Raw genomic sequence first — 20,319 nt, forward strand, 5'->3', positions numbered from 1 at the left:
ATGAGCAGCTCTGAAACGCCCCTGGACCTCACCCTCGACGGCGGTGCGCTGACCGCCCGGCTCGTCGACTTCCCCTCGGTCAGCGGCGACGAGCAGGCGCTCGCCGACGCCGTCGAGGCGGCGCTGCGGGCCTACCCGCACCTGGCCGTGGACCGGTACGGCAACAACGTGGTGGCCCGTACCGGCCTGGGCCGCGCCGAGCGCGTGCTGCTCGCCGGCCACCTGGACACCGTGCCGATCGCCGACAACGTGCCCTCCTACGTCGAGGGCGACCTGCTCTACGGGTGCGGCACCTCCGACATGAAGTCCGGGGTGGCCGTCCAGCTCCGGCTGGCCGCCACCCTGGCCGAGCCCAACCGGGACCTCACCTTCGTCTTCTACGACTGCGAGGAGGTGGAGGCCCACCGCAACGGCCTCGGCCACCTCGCCGCCCGGCACCCGGACTGGCTGGCCGCCGACTTCGCCGTGCTGATGGAGCCCAGCGGGGCCGCCGTCGAGGGCGGTTGCCAGGGCACCATGCGGATCCAGGTCCGGCTGACCGGGGTGCGCGCCCACGCGGCCCGCGGCTGGCTCGGCGACAACGCCATCCACCACGCCGCCGAGGTGCTCGGCCGGCTCGCCGGGTACGAGCCGCGCCGGGTGGAGATCGACGGCCTGGAGTACCGCGAGGGCCTGAACGCCGTCCGGATCGACGGCGGCGTGGCCGGCAACGTCATCCCCGACGAGTGCGTGGTGACGGTCAACTTCCGCTTCGCGCCGGACCGTAGCGAGGCGGAGGCCGAGAAGCACCTGCGCGAGGTCTTCGACGGCTTCGAGGTGACCGTCACCGACTCCGCCCCCGGCGCCCTCCCAGGGCTCGACCAGCCGGCCGCCCGGGCCTTCCTGGCCGCCACCGGCGGCGTCGCCCGGGCCAAGTTCGGCTGGACCGACGTCGCCCGGTTCAGCGCCTTCGGCATCCCGGCGGTCAACTACGGCCCGGGCGACCCGAACATGGCGCACAAGCGGGACGAGTACTGCTCGCTCGCCGCGATCGCCGAGACCGAGGAGCGACTGCGCGCCTGGCTGACCGACTGAGCCGCCGCGGCCGGCCGGACGGTCCGCCGCCGGCCGGCGGCGGACCGTCCGGACCAGCAGGTCCGTCGTCGAACGCCATCTTCCGGTTGCCCAACCGACCTCTCACCGTTGCCTGAAAACCGGGATCGTCGGGCGTAGGGTTTCGTCATGACAGGCACTGGAGACGAGAAGCACTACGGACACGGGCCCGAGCAGGTGGGCGAGCCGCGCCCGAAGAAGGCGTGGCCCGAGAAGCAGAAGGGCCCGGTGCTGGTGCGCCGGGACCAGGTCGGCACCAGCACGACGGACCAGCGCCTGCTGGACACCACCGGCCCGACGGACTGGCTGCACACCGACCCCTGGCGGGTGCTGCGGATCACCTCGGAGTTCGTCGAGGGCTTCGGCGCGCTGGCCGAACTCCCGGCCGCGATCAGCGTCTTCGGCTCCGCCCGGACGCCGGTCGACTCCCCCGAGTACGCGGCGGGCGTGGCGATCGGCCGGGCGCTGGCGGAGGCCGGCTACGCGGTGATCACCGGCGGCGGCCCGGGCGCGATGGAGGCGGCCAACCGCGGTGCCTCGGACGCCGGCGGCCTGAGCGTGGGCCTCGGCATCGAGCTGCCCTTCGAGCAGGGGCTCAACGAGTTCGTCGACCTCGGGCTGAACTTCCGCTACTTCTTCGTCCGCAAGACGATGTTCGTGAAGTACGCGCAGGGCTTCGTGGTGCTGCCCGGCGGCCTCGGCACGCTGGACGAGATGTTCGAGGCGCTGACCCTGGTGCAGACGAAGAAGGTCACCCGGTTCCCGGTGATCCTCTTCGGCAGCGAGTACTGGGGCGGCCTCTACGAGTGGCTGAAGAACACCCTGGTCGCGCAGGGCAAGGCGGCCCCGCACGACCTGGAGCTGTTCCACATCACCGACGACATCGACGAGGTCATGAAGATCCTCGCCGACGCCCGCCGCCCGGCGAACGAGATCTGAGGGCCGCGGGAGCCGAAGGAGGGGGCGCCCTACGCCAGCCCCCGGCGGGCGACCGCCGGGGGGCGGGTGCCCCGGATCGAGGCGACCATGTCCAGCACCTGCCGGGTCTCGGCCACCTGGTGCGCCCGGTAGATCCGGGCGCCCAGCCAGGCCGAGACCGCCGTGGTCGCCAGCGTGCCGAGCAGCCGCTCGTTCACCGGCCGGTCCAGGGTCTCGCCGACGAAGTCCTTGTTGGAGAGCGAGACCAGCACCGGGAAGCCGGTCGCGGTCATCTCCGGCAGCCGGCGGGTCGCCTCCAGCGAGTGCCGGGTGTTCTTCCCGAAGTCGTGCCCCGGGTCGATGACCACCGCGTCCCGCCGCACGCCCAGCTCCACCGCCCGCTCGGCCAGGCCGACCGTCACCCGCAGGATGTCCGCCATCACGTCCGGGTAGCCGGTGCGGTGCGGCCGGGTCCGCGGTTCGGCGCCGCCCGCGTGGGTGCAGACCAGGCCGGCGTCGTACCGGGCGGCCACCTCGGCCAGCTTCGGATCGACCCCGCCCCAGGCGTCGTTGAGCAGGTCCGCGCCCACCTCGCAGACCGCCTCGCCGACCTCGTGGCGCCAGGTGTCCACGCTGATCACGGCCTCCGGGTGGCGCTTGCGCAGCTCCGCCACGAACGGCACGGTGCGCCGCAGTTCCTCCTCGACGGTCACCTCGTCGCCCGGTCCGGCCTTCACCCCGCCGATGTCCAGGATCGCGGCGCCCTCGGCCATCGCGCGGTCGGCGGCGGCGAACGCGGCCTCGTCCGCGAAGGTGGCGCCCTTGTCGAAGAACGAGTCCGGAGTGCGGTTGACGATGGCCATGATCACCAGCTCGTCGTCACCGAAGTCCCGTGGTCCCAGGCGCAGTGCCACCGATGTCTCCTCCACAGCTGCTCCGGGTGCGATGATGGCCCCCGGCCTATCGGGAACCATGCTGTCATGATCGTGAGCCGGGCACTGTTGTCAGCGCCGGCAGGGAAGTCGGGAGGACCGCTCGTGTTCTGGGTGATCGTGGTGGCGATGGCCGTCGTGGTCGTAGGCGCCGCGTTGGTGGCGCTCGGCGGGGGCGGCTCACTGCCGGAGGCGGTGCAGGACCGGATCGCCGCCCGGCTGCCGCAGGACCGTCCGCTGAGCCGGGACGACGTGGACGGCATCCGGCTGCCGATGGCCGTGCGCGGCTACCGGATGGACGAGGTGGACGACGTCCTGGACCGTCTCGGTGCCGAACTCGCCTACCGGGACTCGCGGATCGCCGAGCTGGAGGCCGCCGGCGCGGTCCGCGGCGCCGTCGAGGCCACCGGCCCGGACGCCGGGGCCGAACCGCTGCCCGGGCTGGAGGAGTTCGCGCAGGTGGTGGAGCCCGTCAGCACGCTGACCAAGGGCCCGGAGGGTGCGAAGCCGGCGGCGGACCAGTGACCGAGGCCGGTGCGGCGCTCGGTGCGGACGGCCTGCGCCGCTGCGGCTGGGGCGACTCGGCGGACGACTACCGGCTCTACCACGACACCGAGTGGGGCCGCCCGGTCCACGGCGACGACGCGCTGTTCGAGCGGGTCTGCCTGGAGGCCTTCCAGTCCGGCCTCTCCTGGATCACCATCCTGCGCCGCCGCGAGGGCTTCCGGGCCGCGTTCGAGGGCTTCGCGATCGACAAGGTCGCCGAGTTCGGCCCCGCGGACGTCGAGCGGCTGCTCGGCGACGCGGGCATCATCCGCAACCGGGCCAAGATCGAGGCGTCGATCGCCAACGCGAAGGTCGCCCGCGACCTCGACGGCGGCCTGGACGCGCTGATCTGGCAGTACGCCGGTGCGCCGGACCGGCCGGCCCCCCGCACCCTGGCGGAGGTCCCGGCCGTCACGCCCGAGTCGACGGCGCTGGCGAAGGCGCTCAAGAAGGCGGGCTTCCGCTTCGTCGGCCCGACCACCGCGTACGCGCTGATGCAGGCCTGCGGCCTGGTCGACGACCACCTGGCGGACTGCCACGTCCGGAGCGCCCTGCGGGCCGTCTAGGCCCTCCCGGGCCCCGGGAGGACCCCGCCGGGCCCCGCCCGGGCCCGCACGGCCCGGGCGGTGCCCGCCGGGCCTCAGCGGCCCAGGTACGTCGGCTTCTCCTTGGCGATGAACGCGCGGACCGCGATCCGGTGGTCCTCGCTGTCGCCGGCCAGGGTCTGCAGCTCGTCCTCCTTGTCGAGCAGCTCGTCCAGGGAGTGCGAGGCGCCGTACGCGAGCGACTCCTTGATGGCGCCGTACGCGACCGTCGGGCCCTCGGCCAGCTCCTTGGCGAAGACCCGGGCGGTGGCGGCCAGCTCGGCGGCCGGGACGACCTTGGTGGCCAGGCCCAGCTCCATCGCCTCGGTGGCCTTCACCGTGCGCGGCAGCATCAGCAGCTCGGTGGCCTTGGCGTGCCCGACCAGCCGGGGCAGCGTCCAGGAGGCACCCGAGTCGGCGGTCAGGGCGATCCCGGCGAACGCCGTGTTGAAGCCGGCCGTGTCCGCGACGATCCGGAAGTCGCAGGCGAAGGCCAGCGAGGCGCCCGCGCCCGCCGCGACGCCGCCGACCGCCGCCACCGTCGGCTTGCGCATCCCCGCCAGCGCCCGCACCAGCGGGTTGTAGTGCTCGGAGACGGTCTTCAGCGCGCCCTCACCGGTCTCCTCGGCCCGCTTGAGCAGGCCCAGGTGCTCCTTGAGGTCCTGCCCGACGCAGAACGCCCGCTCACCGGCGCCGGTGAGCAGCACCGCCCGCACCGCCCGGTCCTCGGCGGCGGCGGTCATGGTGTCGCGCAGGGCCACCTTGGTGGCGGTGTCCAGCGCGTTCATCGCCCCGGGGCGGTTGATGGTGATGACGGCGAGGCCGCCGTCCAGCTCGTACAGCACGGAATCGGACATGGGCGAGGGGCTCCCTTGCGATCGGCACAGCTCGGTCGTGTGTCAGGATGCCGGAGCGTGCGGCCGGGTGGGGAGTGTGAGGTATCGCACCTTTCGGCGGCGCGCCGACCGCCGCCGCGCCGGGGCTTATGGCAGGAAATGTGGCGCTTGGAGCCGGTCCGGCCGTGGTTGCGCCGAGAGTGATGTTGGTCATCAGGCCGTGGCATGCGGGATAATGGCTTCCGATCAATGCGTTCGATACCGGCGGTGGACGGACTGCCGGTGCGTAGCTGAGCGGTTGCAGGAAGGGGAACGAGCATGGCGGCCATGAAGCCGCGGACGGGTGACGGCCCGCTCGAAGTCACCAAAGAGGGGCGGGGCATCATCATGCGCGTTCCGCTCGAAGGCGGCGGACGCCTTGTGGTGGAGCTCACGCCTGACGAGGCCGACGCCCTGGGCGAGGCTCTGAAGAAGGCCTGCGGCTGACCGCAGCGGGTGCTCCCCATCTCCTGGAGATGTGCCGCCGGGCCCGGGTACGACACTACGTCGGCCCGGGCTCTGTGGTTCCCGGGCGGCCTGGTTTCCGGGCGGCGTGGTTTCCGGGCGGGGTGGTTTCCGGGCGGCCGCCGTCGGGGCGCCGTCGGGGCCCCGACCCGGTCAGCGCTTCACGGCGCAGAGCAGCCCGTCCGACACCGGCAGCAGCGCCGGCAGCAGGGCCTCGCTCTCCCGGACGTCCCGGACCAGGTCGCGCACCGCGTGCGTCTGCGGGTCCTGCTGGTCCGGCTCGGCCAGCCGGCCCTCCTGGAAGACGCCCTCGAAGCAGACCATCCCGCCCGGCCGCAGCAGCCGCAGCGACTCCGCCAGGTACTCCCGGGACTCCGCCGGGTCCCCGTCGCAGAAGACCAGGTCGTACTGGCCGTCCGCGAGCCGCGGCAGCACGTCCAGGGCCCGGCCCGGTATGAAGCGGGACCGGTTCGCCGCGAACCCGGCCGCGTGGTACGCCTCCCGGGCCAGCTGCTGGCGCACCGGTTCGGTGTCGACGGTGGTGAGCACCCCGTCCGGGCGCATCCCGCGCAGCAGGTAGACGCCGGAGACGCCCGTCCCGGTGCCGATCTCGGCCACCGCCTTGGCGTCCAGGGCGGCCGCCAGCAGCCGCAGACAGGCCCCGCCGCCCGGTCCGATCGCCCTGATACCGGTGCGCGCGGACTGTGCCCGGGCGTAGGTGAGCACCGCGTCCTCGCCGACGAAGGTGTCGGAGAGGGCCACGCGCGCGGGCCCGAACTCGCTGATGGCTGCCTCTTTCGGAGCCCCGGGCGATGGCCCGGTGCCGAGCGGAAGTCGATATTTCCTGGCACAGATTACTGGCCGACCGGGAACCGCGTACGGCGGCGGGCCGTTGCTGAGGAAGGGACCGGTCGACGGATACCCCCGCGATACCCCCCGGGCACTTTTATCCGGGCTTGACGGGCGAGGTGGATATGGTGGTGGCCCTGCTGGGCAGAAGAGCCAACCGAGGAGGTGTGGCCGAGGGCGACGTCCCTGTGCGGCGGCACTCCCGCGGCACCGCGTCAGCCCGTACGCCGAAGCCCGTGATGAACCAGTCTGCGCACTCCACCCTGGACCAGCCGGTCGCCGCGACGCCGGCCGCCGGTACCACCGAGGCACCCGCCGCCCTCGCGAGCTTCGCCGAGGGTCCCGACGCGCAGACCTGGACTCCGCCCTCCTGGGAGGAGATCGTCGAGGCGCACAGCGCCCGCGTCTACCGACTCGCCTACCGCCTGACGGGGAATCAGCACGACGCCGAGGACCTCACCCAGGAGGTCTTCGTCCGGGTGTTCCGTTCGTTGTCGACCTACACCCCCGGCACGTTCGAGGGCTGGTTGCACCGGATCACCACCAACCTGTTCCTGGACATGGTCCGCCGACGCCAGCGGATCCGCTTCGACGCGCTCGGCGACGACGCGGCCGAGCGCCTGGCCAGCCGCGAGCCCAGCCCGGCCCAGCACTTCAGCGACACCCACTTCGACGCCGACGTCCAGCAGGCGCTGGACACCCTCGCCCCGGAGTTCCGCGCCGCCGTGGTGCTCTGCGACATCGAGGGCCTCTCCTACGAGGAGATCGCGGCGACGCTGGGCGTCAAGCTCGGCACCGTCCGCAGCCGGATCCACCGCGGCCGCTCGCACCTGCGCGCCGCGCTGAAGCACCGCGCCCCCGGCGCGGCCCCGGGCCGCGAGCGCCGGGGCGGCTCCGAGGAGCCGGTACCGGTGCCGGTCGGCGCCGCCGCGGGTGAGGCCACGGTCGCGCCGGGCGGGCGCGGACGGAGGCGATCGTGAGCGGAACCGGCCGGTCGGGACCGGGTCGGCCGGACGCTCCCGGCAAGGCCGCCGCCTGGCGCGGCGGCTGGCCCCAGCTGGGCCGGCGCGGCCACGAGGACGGCGCCGAGGACCCGCTGCCGCCCGTTCCGGCCCTGCCGGGTGAGGCATCGCTGCGCGCGGTCGCCCTCCGGCCCGCCGAACCCGCCGCCGAGGAGCACCACCTCGGGGAGCGGCTCTCCGCCTTCGTCGACGGCGAACTCGGCCACGACTCCCGCGACCGCGTCCAGGCCCATCTGGCGACCTGCCCGCAGTGCCTCGCCGAGGCCGACGAGGGCCGCGCCGTGAAGCACCTGCTGACCCGGACCGGCACCCCCGGCCCGTCCTCGGCGCTGATGTCCCGGCTGATGGCCGTCGGCACGCTCCAGGACGAGGACGCTCCCGCCGAGCGGCCGCGCCGGGACGACGACGACCTGCCCGGCGGCGGACTGCCCGCGGCCTGGGGGTCCCCCCGGCCGGAGACCGGCGGCACGCTCGGCGGCAGCCGGCTGAACGGCGGCTCCTTCGGCCGTGGCGCGGGCGCCTTCGGTGCGGGCGCGCTCGGCGCCGACGCACCGGTGCCCGGTGTCGACCCCCGCGCGTTCGGGCGCGGGAGCTCGGTGCTGCGCCCGCTGATGGGCCGGCGCTCCGGCCGTCCCGAGGCCTCCGCGGTGCCGCGCCCGGCCGCGGCCGCCACCGGCCCGGTGGTGACCCGGCAGGCTCCGCCGCGCGGACGCCGCTTCGTCTTCGCCGCCGCCGGGGCCTTCTCGGTCGCCGCGGTGACGCTGGGCGGGGTCGGTGGCTTCGCCGCGCAGAGCGACGATCAGCACGGCACCTCGGTGAGCCCGGCCGGCAACCCCGGCCGCGGCGGCGGGTACGCCCCGATGAAGGCCCAGGTCCCGGTGGACTTCCCGGTCCGCCCGGTGGCGGCCACCCGCAGCGCGACCCCGCAGCAGATCGTGCCGGACCGGACCCCGAGCTCGGGCCTCGCCGGGCTGCACCAGGAGAACCGGTAGCGCGGACCGGCCACCGCGGCCATGGCCATCGACGGCTCTTCACCACGGCTTCATCACACTGTGGGGTCCGGATCCGACGGTGGCCATTACGCTGTAGGAACCCGTTGTCCGACGAGCTGAGGGAGCTTAGGTGTTCAGCGACGTAGGCGGACTGGAGATCCTGACTCTGGTCATCATGGCCATCGTGATTTTCGGTCCGGACAAGCTGCCGAAGCTGATCCAGGACACCATGGGCTTCATCAAGAAGGTCCGCTCCTTCGCCGACTCGGCCAAGGAGGACATCCGCAGCGAGCTGGGCCCGGAGTTCAAGGACTTCGAGTTCGAGGACCTCCACCCCAAGACCTTCGTCCGCAAGCAGCTCATGGGCGGCCAGGACGACCCGCTGGGCCTCAAGGAGATGCGGAACAGCCTGGACATCCGCTCGGTGCTGGACGACAAGCCCGCCGCCGCCGTGAACGGCTACGGGCGCGCCGGCACGGTCAGCATGGACAAGTCCGCCGCGGTGGCCCCGGCCTCCGCCGGCGCCGCGCTCCAGCCCGGCGAGCGCCCTCCGTTCGACCCCGACGCCACCTGATCCCGCGTCGCTCCGACGACGCCACCGCCCCGCCCGGCCGCACGGCTGAGCGGGGCGGCGGCGTGTGCGCCGCTATTGTGCTGAATGTTCCCGCTGTGCCGTCGGTCACTTCCGGTCGGTTCCGGCCCGAAGGCACCCGGCGGGAACGCCGCGGTACGCCACCATGGGAGCGCACCACGGCAGGAGATCTGCGTTGAGGAGGCCCGGGATGGACGCGACGAGTCATGCGGTGGGGACGGCGACGGCCGACGGCCCGACGGTCGGCGGACAGGCCGGCCCGGCCGACCCACTGGTCCCCTACCTGTCGGCGGACTTCCCCTGGTACGGCCTGGACGACGGCTGGACCGGCCGCCGCTACCTGATCCAGGCCGGCGCCGGCGGCCCGCGCGGTGGCGCGCCCGGCAGCGTCGACTACGGCACCCTCGGCCACGGTGAGGAGCCGGCCCGGCAGTACGAGCCGCGGGACATGCGCAAGTTCGCCGTGGTCGTCACCGTGGCCCGCCGGGGCAGCCGCCGCAGCGCCGACAACACCGGCACGCTGGAGGCGACCTCGGCCTCCTCCGCCGCCTGGCTGGCCGGCTCCGGCCTGCTCGCCTCCACCTGGCCGGGCCAGCTGGACCGCACGCTGCGCCAGGACTGGCTGGACCAGCAGAGCACCCTCGCCTGGGACCTCGCCGACGACCTGGCCGGCCCCGGGTGGTCCACCCTCAGCCTCCCGGTGAACGGTCTGCCGCAGCCCTTCCGCTACCGCGAGTCCGAGTACGGCTGGGTCCTCGCGGGCGAGGCCCCCGGCGTCCTCCTCGGCGCCTACGGCCGCGGCGTCAGCGCCTACGGCACCGGCTTCTCCACCGTCCCCGACCTGACCGCCTACACCCGCCCGTAGCCCGCCCCGCCCCGGGACAGCGCGAAGGGCCGGGCGAACCGCCCGGCCCTTCGCGAGGATCAGAACTTGTTCTTCGGGGTGAGGCCGAGGGAGAGGCCGGAGAGGCCGCGCTGGCGGCCGCCGAGCTTGCCCGCGACGGCGCGCAGGGCGGCGCCGGCGGGGGAGTCGGGCGCGGCGAGCACGACCGGGCGGCCGTCGTCGCCGCCCTCGCGCAGCCGGACGTCGATCGGGATCGAGCCGAGCACCGGCACGTTGGCGCCGACGGTCCGGGTGAGCGCGTCCGCGACGATCTGGCCGCCGCCGGTGCCGAACACGTCGATCATCTCGTCGCAGTGCGGGCAGGGCATGCCGGACATGTTCTCGATCACGCCGACGATCTTCTGGTGCGTCTGCACCGCGATGGTGCCGGCCCGCTCGGCCACCTCGGCGGCGGCCATCTGCGGGGTGGTGACGATCAGGATCTCCGCGTTCGGGACCAGCTGCGCGACCGAGATCGCGATGTCGCCGGTGCCGGGCGGCAGGTCCAGCAGCAGGACGTCGAGGTCGCCCCAGTAGACGTCGGCCAGGAACTGCTGGAGCGCGCGGTGCAGCATCGGGCCGCGCCAGACCACCGGGGCGTTGCCGGGGGTGAACATGCCGATCGAGATGACCTTCACGCCGTTCGCCTGCGGCGGCATGATCATGTCCTGGACCTGGGTGGGCCGGCCCTCGACGCCCAGCATGCGCGGCACGCTGTGGCCGTAGATGTCGGCGTCCACCACGGCGACCTTCAGGCCGTCCGCGGCCATCGCGGCCGCGAGGTTCACCGTCACGGAGGACTTGCCGACGCCGCCCTTGCCGGAGGCGACCGCGTAGACCCGGGTCAGCGTGCCCGGCTTGGCGAACGGGATCTCGCGCTCCGGGGCGCCGCCGCGCAGCAGCTGGGAGAGCTCCTTGCGCTGCTCGTCGCTCATCACGTCGAGCTCGACCTCGACGCCGGTGACGCCGGGGACCGCGCCGACCGCGTCACGCACCCGGGTGACGATGGTGTCACGCATCGGACAGCCGGAGACGGTGAGGTAGACCGCGACGCGGACCTCGCCGCTCTCGGCGATCTCGACCGATTTCACCATGCCGATCTCGGTGATCGGACGGTTGATCTCCGGGTCGTTCACGGTCGCCAGCGCCTGGCGTACGGACTCCTCCGTGACGCCGGCCGCGACCTCTGTCTCGTTGGCCATGCCTTGATGGTACGGCGCCGGGCGTACCGCTTAACCGGTCGGTAGCGTGCTGCCGGTCACAGCATCCCGGAACTCTCCCGGCGTTCGTCGATCTCCTTGAGCAGGGACTGCAGTTCGGAGCGGACCGCGCCCAGCTCCGAGGCGATGAAAGCCCGGGTGGCGACCTCGCCGAGGCCCTGGCGCAGGGCCGCCACCTCCCGGGTCAGGTACTCGGTGTCGGCGATGTTCCGATCGCTGCGGGCGCGGTCCTGCTCCATGTTGACGCGGTCCCGGTCGTCCTGGCGGTTCTGCGCCAGCAGGATCAGCGGCGCCGCGTACGAGGCCTGCAGCGAGAGCATCAGGGTGAGGAAGATGAACGGGTAGTCGTCGAAGTGGACGGCGTCCGGCAGCACGGTGTTCCAGCCCACCCAGACGACCACGACGACGGTCATCCAGACGATGAACCGCCCGGTGCCCAGGAAGCGCGCGATCCGCTCGGAGAGCTTGCCGAAGGCCTCCGGGTCGTACGTCGGCAGGTTGATCAGGCCGGGCCGGGTGGTCCGCGGCTGGTCCAGCCGGGAGCGGGAGGCGACGCCGGTGGAGGGCTCGGCGCGGCGCTCGCGGGCGCCCTCCCGGGCGCGCAGTTCGCGCAGCTGGCGCAGTTGGCGCAGCTCGCCCTGGAGGCGCTGGCGGGGGGTGTCCTCCCGTCGGCCCTTGCGGTCAGCGTCCACCGGTCAGCACCTCTCGCTCGTCGTCCGGTCCGTGCAGGGCGGCCTCGCGCCAGTCCTCCGGCAGCAGGTGGTCGAGCACGTCGTCGACGGTCACCGCGCCGACCAGGTGGTCCGCCTCGTCGACCACCGGCGCGGCGACCATGTTGTACGTCGCCAGGTAGCTGGTGATCAGGGACAGCGGGGTGTCCGGCGGCAGCGGGTCGAGGTCGTCGTCCACCAGCGAGCCGACCAGGGTGTACGGGGGCTCGCGCAGCAGCCGCTGGAAGTGCACGGTGCCCAGGTACTTACCGGTCGGCGTCTCGTTCGGCGGGCGGCAGACGAAGATCTGCGCGGCCAGCGCCGGCTTGTTGTCCGCGACCCGGACGCGGGCCAGCGCCTCGGCCACCGTGGCGTCCGGCTCCAGCACGATGGGCTCGGTGGTCATCAGACCGCCGGCGGTGTTCTCCTCGTACCGCAGCAGCCGGCGGACCGGATCGGCCTCGTCCGGTTCCATCAGCTGGAGCAGGCGCTCGGCCTCGTCGCCGGGCAGCTCGGAGAGCAGGTCGGCGGCGTCGTCCGGGTCCATCGCCTCCAGCACGTCGGCGGCGCGCTCGTCCTTCAGCTTGCCGATGATCTCGACCTGGTCGTCCTCGGGCAGCTCCTCCAGGACGTCCGCGAGCCGCTCGTCGTCGAGCGCGGCGGCCACCTCGGCGCGGCGCTTGGCGGAGAGGTGGTGCATGACGTTGGCGAGGTCGGCGGGGCGCAGCTGGTCGAAGGTGGCGAGCAGGTTGGCGGCGCCCTGGCCCTCCTCGGTGAGGCTGAAGCCGGTGACGTCCTGCCAGTCCAGGGTGAGCGACTCGCCCTTGGCCTTGCGCAGCCGGCCGACCCGGCCGACCTGGACGAAGACCTTGCTGATCTCCCACTCGCGCAGCCGGGTCTGCACCATCGCGACGTCCAGGACGGTGACGTCCTGACCGGTCTTGGTCCAGCTGACGGTGCGGTCCAGCAGCTCGCCGAGCACGAGGGTCTCGGACGGGCGCTGTTCGAAACGGCGCATGTTGATCACGCCGGTGGTGAGCACCTGGCCGGACTCCAGGCTGGTCACCCTGGTCATCGGCAGGAAGATCCGGCGCCGGCCGATCACCTCGACCACCAGACCGAGCACCCGGGGCGGCCGGCCGCCGAGGCGGAGCGTGACCACCACGTCGCGCACCCGGCCGACCTGGTCGCCGTTCGGGTCGAAGACGGCGACGCCGGAGAGGTGCGAGATGAAGACCCGGCTGCCTGCCCCTGCCATGGACTCCCTCGCTCGCTCGGCGCCCCAGGAGCGCGCGGGCGCGGCCCGCGGCTTGTCGGACCAGCCCCAGGCTACCCGCGCGTCCCGCACCCGGCCCGACGAGCCACGGCGCCGATCCGGCCGTCCGGGGAGGGCTGAGCGGCGGCGCGGCGCGGGCTCAGCGCTTGCGGCGCTTGAACAGCAGCTTCGGGAGGCCGGCCGGTACGGGCTCGCGGGTGGTGGCCGAGGTGGGCAGCGGCGCGGTGGCGTGGGACTCGTCGGGCATGGCGCCCGGGTGTTCGGCGAGCAGGTCCCGCCCGGTGCCGGCCGGCTCCAGCCGGAGCACCCGGCACTCGCGGGCCCAGCGGTCGGCGATGGTGTCGGTGTCGGGCGCGTTCAGCCGCTTGCCCTTGAGCTCCTCGACGGCGCCCAGCCAGGCCTCGCCGTGCGGCTCCGGCTCGACCACGCGGGCCGTCCAGCCGGTGAGCCGGCCGCCCTTGTCCTTGCTGCGGACGGTCACCACCGCGCCGGCCCCGGCGGTCAGGCCGTGCAGCGGCTGCTCGGCGCCGTCACCGACCACGACCACCGCGCCGTCGTGCCAGGCGTGCCAGAGCGGGCGGCTGTGCTCCTGGCCGTCCGCGCGCACCCAGAGCAGGCCGGACTTCTTCGCGGCCTCCTCCAGGAGGGCCTGGTCGAGGAAGTCGTCGGCGGTGGCGGCTGCGGCGGGCGTACGGTCCATGGCGGACAGCGTACGGCCTGGGCTGTCCACGGGGTGTCTCACCGGTCGGGCGACAGTTCCAAGACGGCCACACGGGCCTTACCTTAGGAGCCGCCCGACTCCCACCCCGAGCCCGAGGAGCACCGTGCCGACCCGGCCCGAGACCGCAGCCCCCGCCACCGTGTCCGGCCCCGCCGCGCCGCCGCCGCACCCGCTCCCCAGGCTGGACCTGCTGCTGCTCGCCGTCTCGGTCTCCGGCATCTCGCTCTCCGCGCCGCTGATCAGCGCCACTGCCGCGCCCGCCCTGGCGATCGCGTTCTGGCGCAACGTCATGTCGGTCGGCGTGCTGGGTCCGTACGCGCTGCTGCGGCACCGGGCCGAGCTGCGCGGGATCGGCCGCCGGGCACTGCTGCTGGCGGCGGCGGCCGGCGCGCTGCTCGCCGTGCACTTCGCGCTCTGGATGCCGAGCCTGCGGATGACCTCGGTGGCCTCGGCGACCGCGCTGGTGACCACCACGCCGCTCTGGACCATCCTGCTGATGCGCCTCGGCGGGGTGCGGGCGCCCCGCGCCGTGTGGATCGGCATGACGGTGGCGTTCGCCGGTGTGCTGGTGCTCACCGGGGTCGACCTCACGCTCTCGCCGCGGGCCCTGCTGGGCGACGCGCTGGCGCTGGGCGCGGGCCTCGCCGCGGCCGGCTACATGCTGCTGGGGGCCGAGGTCCGCCGGACCGTCAGCACCACCGCGTACACCCTGGTCTGCTACGCCACCACGGCGGCCGTCCTGCTGGTGGTCTGCCTGGTGGCCGGGACGCCGATGGCCGGCTGGCCGGCCGGCGTCTGGTGGCAGATCGTGCTGCTGATGGTCACCGCCCAGCTGCTCGGCCACTCGCTCAGCAACCGGGTGGTGCGCACCCTCGGCCCGTCCGTCACCTCCACCGCCATCCTGCTGGAGACCCCGGGCGCCGCGCTGATCGCGGCGCTCTGGCTCGGCCAGTGGCCCCCGGTGGCCGCCTACCCGGCGGTGGTGCTGATCCTGCTGGGCCTGGTCCTGGTCGCCCGGGGCGGCCGGCGGTGACGGCCGGCTACAGCCAGCCGTTGCGGCGGAAGCCGCGGTACATCCCGATGCAGATCAGGACGACGCTGCCGAGCACCATCGGGTAGCCGTACTCGTGGTGCAGCTCCGGCATGTAGTCGAAGTTCATGCCGTAGACGCCGGTGATCATGGTGGGCACGGCGAAGATCGCCGCCCAGGCGGTGATCTTGCGCATGTCCTCGTTCTGCGCGACCGACACCTGGGCCAGGTTGGCCTGGAGCAGCGAGTTCAGCAGTTCGTCGAAGCCGTGCACCTGCTCGGTGACCCGGGCGAGGTGGTCGGCGACATCCCGGAAGTACTTCTGGATGTCCGGGTCGACCAGCCGCTGGAGCGGCTCGGAGAGCTGCTGCATGGGCCGCAGCAGCGGTGTCACCGCGCGCTTGAACTCGAGGACCTCGCGCTTGAGCTGGTAGACCCGGCCGACGTCGGTGCCCCGGCCGCCCTTGTTGGAGAAGACGTCGAACTCGATCTCGTCGACGTCCGTCTGGAGCCGGTCGGCGACCAGCAGGTAGTTGTCCACCACGTGGTCGGCGATGGCGTGCAGCACTGCGGAGGGGCCCTTGGCCAGCAGCCCGGAACCGTCCGCGTCGGCCTCCAGCCGGTGCCGCAGCTCCTGCAGCGAACTGTGCCCGCCGTGCCGGACGGTGATGACGAAGTCCCGCCCGGCGAAGACCATCAGCTCGCCGGTCTCGACCACCTCGCTGGTCGGGGTGAGCTGGTCGTGCTCGACGTAGCGGATCGTCTTGAAGACGGCGAACAGCACGTCGTCGTACCGCTCGACCTTGGGCCGCTGGTGCGCGTGGACGGCGTCCTCGACCGCCAGCGGGTGCAGGCCGAAGCGCTGCGCGATGCCCTCGAACTCGGCCTCGGTCGGCTCGTGCAGTCCGATCCAGCTGAACGATGCCGCGCCGTCCGGCAGTTGCTGCGAGGCCTTCACCCGGCGGGCCGCCTCGCGCGGGCTGCAGCTCTCGCCGTGCCGCTTGCCGGACTGGTACACCGCGCAGTCCACCACCGCGGAGGCGGACTGGCCCGGGTGGATCGAGTCGAACAGGCCGCTCGCGGACCGGCGGCGGTTGGTGCGGACGGCTGCGCGCAGGCTGTTGATCATCGACATGGCAGGCTCCCTGGGCAGGAGCCGCCGCACGGCGGCACGGTGGCGGATGGCCGTGGTGCGACGGCATGGAACACCGGTGGAATGACGCCTGCGGTCGGTCCTCGGCCTTGCTGGGGCTCGCGCTGGAACGACCGGACGCCGGTGAGGGTGCTCTCCCGGCCGGGGCCGACTTCGCCTGGGTCCGTCTCGAGGAACGCGGCTGCCGATCGGCTACTGGTGCCGCTGTTTCAGCCTGCGAGGCGAGGGGTACGGGGAAGGCGTCCGGGCCGGGTAGAGCTGCCGGTACTGCATGGTCGGCTGGTATCCACCGCAACCACCTCCTTCACGCCGCTGCCCCGGAGAGAGGATCCCCGGTGGCCAGTCGCTCACACTAACATCTGACCGGGCATCGTCGCTGCGACGTTCTCCCGGTGGTCCTGCCGGCTCCGCGGCCGCACCGGTTACGCTCACCGGCATGGCGCACGACTTCCCGCTCTTCGGTGACCCCTCCGGCGGCTCCCACGACCCGGCCGGCCTCTCCCGGGAGGCCGTGCTGGCCGCCGTCGAGGCCCGGCTGCTGACCACCTTCGGCGAGCCGAGCGGCCGCGCCGCGGTCACCTTCCTCGGCGCGGACCGGATCGAGGTGCTGCGCTTCGGTCCGGACGCCGAGGGGCTGGTCCGCTACGCCACGCTCGGGATGGCCGCCGCGCCGATGGCGGACCCGACCGCGCCGGTCGCCGACCAGGTCCGCGGCCCCCGCGCCGAACTGCTGCTGACGATCCGTGGGGCCCGCGACACCGTGCTCCGCACCCTGGCCACCTTCGCCGCGACGCCGCAGGTGGAGGGCCTGGTGCTGGCCCCCGGCGGCTCGCTGGACCTCGGCTCTCCGCTCTGGGACGGCGCGCCGTTCACTTCGGTGCTGGCAGCCGAACCGGGCGGTCTGGTGCCCGACCTGGAGCTCGACGAGCCGGCCGACCCGGTGCGCTTCCTCCCGCTGCTGCCGATGACGCCCAACGAGGCCGGCTGGAAGCGGGTGCACGGCGCGGCCGCGCTGGAGGAGCGCTGGCTGAAGCACGGCACCGATCTGCGCGACGCCGACCGCCGCGGGGTGCCGCTGGACTGACGCCCGGTCACCGGGGTCCGCAGGGCCCGGCGCCCGCCGCAGCGGGGGCGCGCGCCCCCGCCGGGCCCGGCGGTGTGCTCCCGCGCGCCCGCGCGTCCGGCCCGGGTGGGCTCAGCCCTCGATCGGCTTCGCGCCGGTGGCCTGGGCCAGCAGCGCCTCGTAGACGCCGGGGTCGGTGGTGTGCTCGCCGAGCCGGACGCTCTTGCGGCTGCCGTGGTAGTCGCTGGAACCGGTGGTCAGCAGGCCGAGGTCGGCGGCCAGTCCGCGCAGCCGGGCCCTGGTGGGCTCGTCGTGGTCGATGTGGTCGACCTCCAGCGCGGCGAGCCCGGCCGCCGCGAGGTCCGCGATCACCTGGTCGGAGACGGTCCGCCCGCGCTTGACCGCGCCCGGGTGGGCGAAGACCGGCACCCCGCCCGCCGCGCGGACCAGCCGGACGGCCTCGGCCGGGTCGGTCTCGTGCTTGCGGACGTCCGCCCGGCCGCCGTTGGCCAGCCATTGCGGGGTGAAGGCGTCGGAGACGGTGGCCACCACCCCCGCCTCGACCAGCGCGCTGGCGATGTGCGGCCGGCCGACCGAGCCGGTCCCGGCGATCCGCTGGACCTGCTCCCAGCTGATGTCGGCGCCCAGCGCGCGGCAGCGCTCGACGACGGCCCGCCCGCGGCGGAACCGGTCGGTGCGCACCAGCTCGCGCTCGCCGGCGAAGGCCGGCTCGGCCGGGTCGAAGAGGTAGGCCAGCAGGTGCAGGCTGATGCCGTCCACCGCGCAGGACAGCTCGGCGCCCGGGACGAGGCTCAGCCGGGTGCCGGAGGGCAGCGCGCGGACCGCCTCGGCGGCCTCGGCGTGGCCGGCCACCGTGTCGTGGTCGGTGAGCGCCACCACGTCCAGGCCCGCGGCGGCGGCCGCCGCGACCAGCTCGGCCGGGCTGTCGGTGCCGTCGGACGCGTTGCTGTGGGCGTGCAGGTCGATGCGCACGGGGTCGGCTCCTGGGGTGGGCGGCGGGTGCCGCCCAGGATAGTGCGGGCGCCCGGCGGGCCGTCAGCCCAGCAGCTGGGGGGAGAGCGCGCCGCAGGGCAGCAGGCCCAGCTCGGCGCCGGCCTCGCGCAGATCCGTGAGGACGAGCTCGTCGTACATCACCAGGGCGGACTGCTCGGGCCAGGCGACCGCCCAGAGCCAGAGGCCGCGGGCCTCGCCGACGAACACCGCGCGATCGGCGGGCGCGTCCGGGACGTGGAACATCGGGGTGGGCCGCCCGGCCGCCATCAGCTTGGCGTCGGCGGGCTTGTAGAGCGAGACGGACTCGCCCGGGTCCGGCCCGGACAGGCCCGCGTACCGGGCGCCGAGCCCCACGCCCAGCTCCTCGGCGACCAGCACCAGCTCTCCGAAGCCGCCCAGCGGCGCCGGTCCGGAGCAGGCGACCGCGGTGGCGCGGGCTCCCGAGACATCGTCGCCGACGTGCGCGATGCCGGTGTAGAGCCAGCCGACCGGGAGCGGCCAGGGCAGCCAGACGGGGACCTGGGAACGGGCGACGGCCACGCCGAGCGCCTCCACGCTCGGGGGCAGCACGGGCTGCATCGGGTGCACCGCTCCGTGCCGGTCGCACTGCCAGGTGTCTGAGAACAGACCGGGGGCGCGGACCCGACCGGCGCACCTCGGGCAGCTAGGCTCGCCCCTCATAGCCGACAACGCTCCTCCCTCCGGACCGCCGCGTCAAGGACGATCACCCGTACGGAGGGCGCGGCGGTACCTGTCGGTGCGGACACCCGTTCGGCGCCGGGCGGGCGCGCTGCGGGCGGTTCCCGCTAGGGAATGTCCAGCGGCGGCCGGTGGCAAACGTCGGTGCCGCTCCGGGTGGGCCGGGCCGGACGCACTGACGCCCCGTCAACGGCGATCGCGGTGACGGGGCGTCAGTCGGGTATCGGAACGTCGGGATCGGACGCTCCCGGCTCTTCGGCGGCGGGTGAGGGCTCCCGGTCGGAGGCGCCGCGCTGGGTCAGACGGTCGGGCACGGACGGATGAGCAGGCGCTCGCCGGTGCGGGCGGCGGCCTGGACGAGTTCGCGGACGGTCTCGGCGTCGGCGATCACGCGGTCGGTGGCGGTGCCGTGGGCGTCGTCCAGCCGGACGATCTCGAAGCGCATGGGCCTCTCCTTCTCTTGCCCCGTCGGGCGGGGCGGTCGTGGCTGAGTGGGTATCAGCCCTTTCGCGGTCTGTCGGATCGAACGGTCGACGGTCTGCTGAGGCAAAGGGGCTCCCCCTGCTTGCCAAGTGCGTCTGGTACCTCGTGAACCACTGTCTCGTGGTGCTGCTACCGGGCCGTTGCCCGTCCGTAAAGCCCAGGTTTCGGCGGATTGTCGCCAGCGTCGACCCCGACGATGATTCCCGGACAGAATCAAATATTACCGCAACTAACGACTTTTGTCGTGGGACTTCCCGGGGCGGGGCGCCGGCGCCCCGCCCCGGGGTGGTCCGGGCTCAGCCCCAGAAGGCCAGCAGGGCCTCGGCCGTGGCCTCCGGCCGTTCGGCGTTGGGGGAGTGGCCGGCGTCCTCGATCACCACGCGGCGGGCGCCCAGCCGCTCGGCCATCCGGGTCTGCTCCGGCACCGGCCAGGCGTAGTCCCGGACCCCGGAGAGCACCAGGGCGGGCAGCGCGGCCGCGGTCGCGGCCAGCTCGTCCACCCGGTCGGGCGCGGCGATCAGATGGGCGCCGGTGGTGGCGAGCGCCTGCGGCACGTTGGCCACCCAGCGGCGGTGCAGGAACTCCGCGACCTCGGGGGCGGGGCGGCGGGCCCGGTCGCCGCCGGTCTGCTCCGCCTGCCGCTCCATCTGCTGGAGCACCTGCCAGATCTCCTCCAGGCTCATCGACGGCAGCACGCCGATCAGCAGCTTGGTCCGCTCCGCCTCGGCGGGCTCGATCGAGGCGGGCCCGGTGGACATCAAAGTCAGTGAACTCCACGGCAGCGGACCGTCGGCGGCCGCCGCCAGGACGGCCTCCCGGGCCACCTGGCCGCCGAAGGAGTGGCCGAGCAGGTGGAGCGGCGCGTCGCCCTCGGCGAGCACCTCGGAGAGCGCCCGGACGTCCGCCCCCAGGGCGTCGACCGCGTAGGCGGCCGGATCGTCGGGGCCGCCGCTCTCGTACTGGCCGCGCTGGTCGACCGCGGTCACCCGGTAGCCGGCCGCGGCGAGCGGCTCCAGGAGCGCGATGAAGTCCTCCTTGCTGCCGGTGAACCCGGGCACGAGCAGGGCCGTCCCGCGGACCGCACCGGCCGGCTCCGCCCGCAGCGCGGCGAACTCCCCGCGCGCCGTCGGCACCCGCAGGGCGCGCGCGCAGCGGGGGAGGGTGAGGAACGGCGGCGTGCTCATGGGCGATCTCCTGCGT

At 73.9% G+C, this 20,319-nt stretch carries 23 protein-coding genes; 11 read left to right on the forward strand and 12 right to left on the reverse strand.

The features are described from left to right. Positions 1-1,074 carry a succinyl-diaminopimelate desuccinylase gene (gene dapE, locus OG618_RS23200; protein ID WP_329489466.1) on the forward strand — a complete coding sequence of 358 codons (1,074 nt, stop codon included), beginning with the start codon at positions 1-3 and terminating at the stop codon, positions 1,072-1,074. A 147-nt stretch (positions 1,075-1,221) separates the two neighbouring features. After that, a complete protein-coding gene (locus tag OG618_RS23205; protein ID WP_329489467.1) occupies positions 1,222-2,031 on the forward strand; it encodes a TIGR00730 family Rossman fold protein in 810 nt (269 codons plus the stop codon). A 29-nt stretch (positions 2,032-2,060) separates the two neighbouring features. Here the strand turns inward: OG618_RS23205 and folP are convergent, their stop codons facing one another. Then, on the reverse strand, positions 2,061-2,873 hold the full coding sequence (gene folP / locus OG618_RS23210) for a dihydropteroate synthase (protein ID WP_329492232.1): 813 nt from the start codon (positions 2,871-2,873) through the stop codon (positions 2,061-2,063). Between the two features lie 174 nt (positions 2,874-3,047). Here folP and OG618_RS23215 point away from each other — a divergent pair, with 174 nt between their 5' ends. Continuing rightward, the gene (locus OG618_RS23215) at positions 3,048-3,467 is read left to right on the forward strand and encodes a DivIVA domain-containing protein (RefSeq protein ID WP_329489468.1); all 420 of its coding nucleotides are present in this window, start codon (positions 3,048-3,050) and stop codon (positions 3,465-3,467) included. Further along, positions 3,464-4,054, forward strand: coding sequence for a DNA-3-methyladenine glycosylase I (locus OG618_RS23220; protein ID WP_329489469.1), 591 nt, complete (start codon positions 3,464-3,466; stop codon positions 4,052-4,054). Before OG618_RS23215 ends, OG618_RS23220 begins: the two co-directional genes overlap by 4 nt. Before the next feature lie 74 nt (positions 4,055-4,128). On the opposite strand, the gene OG618_RS23225 is transcribed toward OG618_RS23220, so the two are convergent. After that, complete coding sequence (locus tag OG618_RS23225; protein ID WP_329489470.1) at positions 4,129-4,929, reverse strand: enoyl-CoA hydratase-related protein; 801 nt, start codon at positions 4,927-4,929, stop codon at positions 4,129-4,131. Positions 4,930-5,226: 297 nt separating this feature from the next. Here OG618_RS23225 and OG618_RS23230 point away from each other — a divergent pair, with 297 nt between their 5' ends. Further along, the gene (locus OG618_RS23230) at positions 5,227-5,394 is read left to right on the forward strand and encodes a DUF3117 domain-containing protein (protein WP_014137929.1); all 168 of its coding nucleotides are present in this window, start codon (positions 5,227-5,229) and stop codon (positions 5,392-5,394) included. A 171-nt stretch (positions 5,395-5,565) separates the two neighbouring features. On the opposite strand, the gene OG618_RS23235 is transcribed toward OG618_RS23230, so the two are convergent. Next, the gene (locus tag OG618_RS23235; RefSeq protein ID WP_329489471.1) at positions 5,566-6,174 is read right to left on the reverse strand and encodes an O-methyltransferase; all 609 of its coding nucleotides are present in this window, start codon (positions 6,172-6,174) and stop codon (positions 5,566-5,568) included. Positions 6,175-6,500: 326 nt separating this feature from the next. Between OG618_RS23235 and sigE the strand changes: the two genes are divergently transcribed. The 4 genes from sigE (at position 6,501) to OG618_RS23255 (ending at position 9,732) form a co-directional block, all read left to right on the forward strand. After that, complete coding sequence (sigE, locus tag OG618_RS23240) at positions 6,501-7,241, forward strand: RNA polymerase sigma factor SigE (protein WP_380388406.1); 741 nt, start codon at positions 6,501-6,503, stop codon at positions 7,239-7,241. Then, complete coding sequence (locus OG618_RS23245) at positions 7,238-8,275, forward strand: zf-HC2 domain-containing protein (RefSeq protein ID WP_329489472.1); 1,038 nt, start codon at positions 7,238-7,240, stop codon at positions 8,273-8,275. The genes sigE and OG618_RS23245 overlap by 4 nt, the downstream gene beginning before the upstream one ends. A 130-nt stretch (positions 8,276-8,405) precedes the next feature. Further along, positions 8,406-8,849, forward strand: a complete 444-nt coding sequence (locus OG618_RS23250; RefSeq protein WP_329489473.1) for a sec-independent translocase — start codon at positions 8,406-8,408, stop codon at positions 8,847-8,849. A 208-nt stretch (positions 8,850-9,057) separates the two neighbouring features. Further along, complete coding sequence (locus OG618_RS23255) at positions 9,058-9,732, forward strand: hypothetical protein (protein ID WP_329489474.1); 675 nt, start codon at positions 9,058-9,060, stop codon at positions 9,730-9,732. A 59-nt stretch (positions 9,733-9,791) separates the two neighbouring features. Here OG618_RS23255 and OG618_RS23260 read toward each other — a convergent pair whose 3' ends face one another. The 4 genes from OG618_RS23260 to OG618_RS23275 form a co-directional block, all read right to left on the reverse strand. Beyond that, positions 9,792-10,952 carry an Mrp/NBP35 family ATP-binding protein gene (locus tag OG618_RS23260; protein WP_329489475.1) on the reverse strand — a complete coding sequence of 387 codons (1,161 nt, stop codon included), beginning with the start codon at positions 10,950-10,952 and terminating at the stop codon, positions 9,792-9,794. A gap of 56 nt (positions 10,953-11,008) precedes the next feature. Next, on the reverse strand, positions 11,009-11,602 hold the full coding sequence (locus OG618_RS23265; RefSeq protein WP_442906950.1) for a DUF1003 domain-containing protein: 594 nt from the start codon (positions 11,600-11,602) through the stop codon (positions 11,009-11,011). Between the two features lie 49 nt (positions 11,603-11,651). Beyond that, positions 11,652-12,938 (reverse strand): magnesium transporter MgtE N-terminal domain-containing protein, encoded by a 1,287-nt coding sequence (locus OG618_RS23270; protein ID WP_329489476.1) that lies wholly within the window; start codon positions 12,936-12,938, stop codon positions 11,652-11,654. Between the two features lie 157 nt (positions 12,939-13,095). After that, the gene (locus tag OG618_RS23275; protein WP_329489477.1) at positions 13,096-13,656 is read right to left on the reverse strand and encodes a hypothetical protein; all 561 of its coding nucleotides are present in this window, start codon (positions 13,654-13,656) and stop codon (positions 13,096-13,098) included. A gap of 124 nt (positions 13,657-13,780) precedes the next feature. On the opposite strand from OG618_RS23275, the gene OG618_RS23280 reads away from it, so the two are divergent. Further along, the gene (locus OG618_RS23280) at positions 13,781-14,710 is read left to right on the forward strand and encodes a DMT family transporter (RefSeq protein ID WP_396488350.1); all 930 of its coding nucleotides are present in this window, start codon (positions 13,781-13,783) and stop codon (positions 14,708-14,710) included. 7 nt (positions 14,711-14,717) lie between these two features. Here OG618_RS23280 and corA read toward each other — a convergent pair whose 3' ends face one another. Continuing rightward, the gene (corA, locus tag OG618_RS23285) at positions 14,718-15,842 is read right to left on the reverse strand and encodes a magnesium/cobalt transporter CorA (protein WP_329489478.1); all 1,125 of its coding nucleotides are present in this window, start codon (positions 15,840-15,842) and stop codon (positions 14,718-14,720) included. Positions 15,843-16,296: 454 nt separating this feature from the next. Between corA and OG618_RS23290 the strand changes: the two genes are divergently transcribed. Next, positions 16,297-16,944, forward strand: coding sequence for a suppressor of fused domain protein (locus OG618_RS23290; protein WP_329489479.1), 648 nt, complete (start codon positions 16,297-16,299; stop codon positions 16,942-16,944). A 111-nt stretch (positions 16,945-17,055) separates the two neighbouring features. On the opposite strand, the gene OG618_RS23295 is transcribed toward OG618_RS23290, so the two are convergent. The 4 genes from OG618_RS23295 to OG618_RS23310 all read right to left on the reverse strand — a co-directional run bounded on the left by OG618_RS23295 (position 17,056) and on the right by OG618_RS23310 (position 20,303). Beyond that, positions 17,056-17,916 carry a PHP domain-containing protein gene (locus tag OG618_RS23295; RefSeq protein WP_329489480.1) on the reverse strand — a complete coding sequence of 287 codons (861 nt, stop codon included), beginning with the start codon at positions 17,914-17,916 and terminating at the stop codon, positions 17,056-17,058. A gap of 63 nt (positions 17,917-17,979) precedes the next feature. Beyond that, on the reverse strand, positions 17,980-18,618 hold the full coding sequence (locus OG618_RS23300) for a DUF6758 family protein (RefSeq protein ID WP_329489481.1): 639 nt from the start codon (positions 18,616-18,618) through the stop codon (positions 17,980-17,982). 316 nt (positions 18,619-18,934) lie between these two features. Further along, positions 18,935-19,081, reverse strand: coding sequence for a hypothetical protein (locus tag OG618_RS23305; protein WP_329489482.1), 147 nt, complete (start codon positions 19,079-19,081; stop codon positions 18,935-18,937). A 334-nt stretch (positions 19,082-19,415) separates the two neighbouring features. Continuing rightward, positions 19,416-20,303: an alpha/beta fold hydrolase gene (locus tag OG618_RS23310; protein ID WP_329489483.1), complete on the reverse strand. Its 888-nt coding sequence runs from the start codon at positions 20,301-20,303 to the stop codon at positions 19,416-19,418. Between the last annotated feature and the right edge of the window lie 16 nt (positions 20,304-20,319).

This window comes from Kitasatospora sp. NBC_01246 (assembly GCF_036226505.1).
Taxonomy (GTDB): domain Bacteria; phylum Actinomycetota; class Actinomycetes; order Streptomycetales; family Streptomycetaceae; genus Kitasatospora.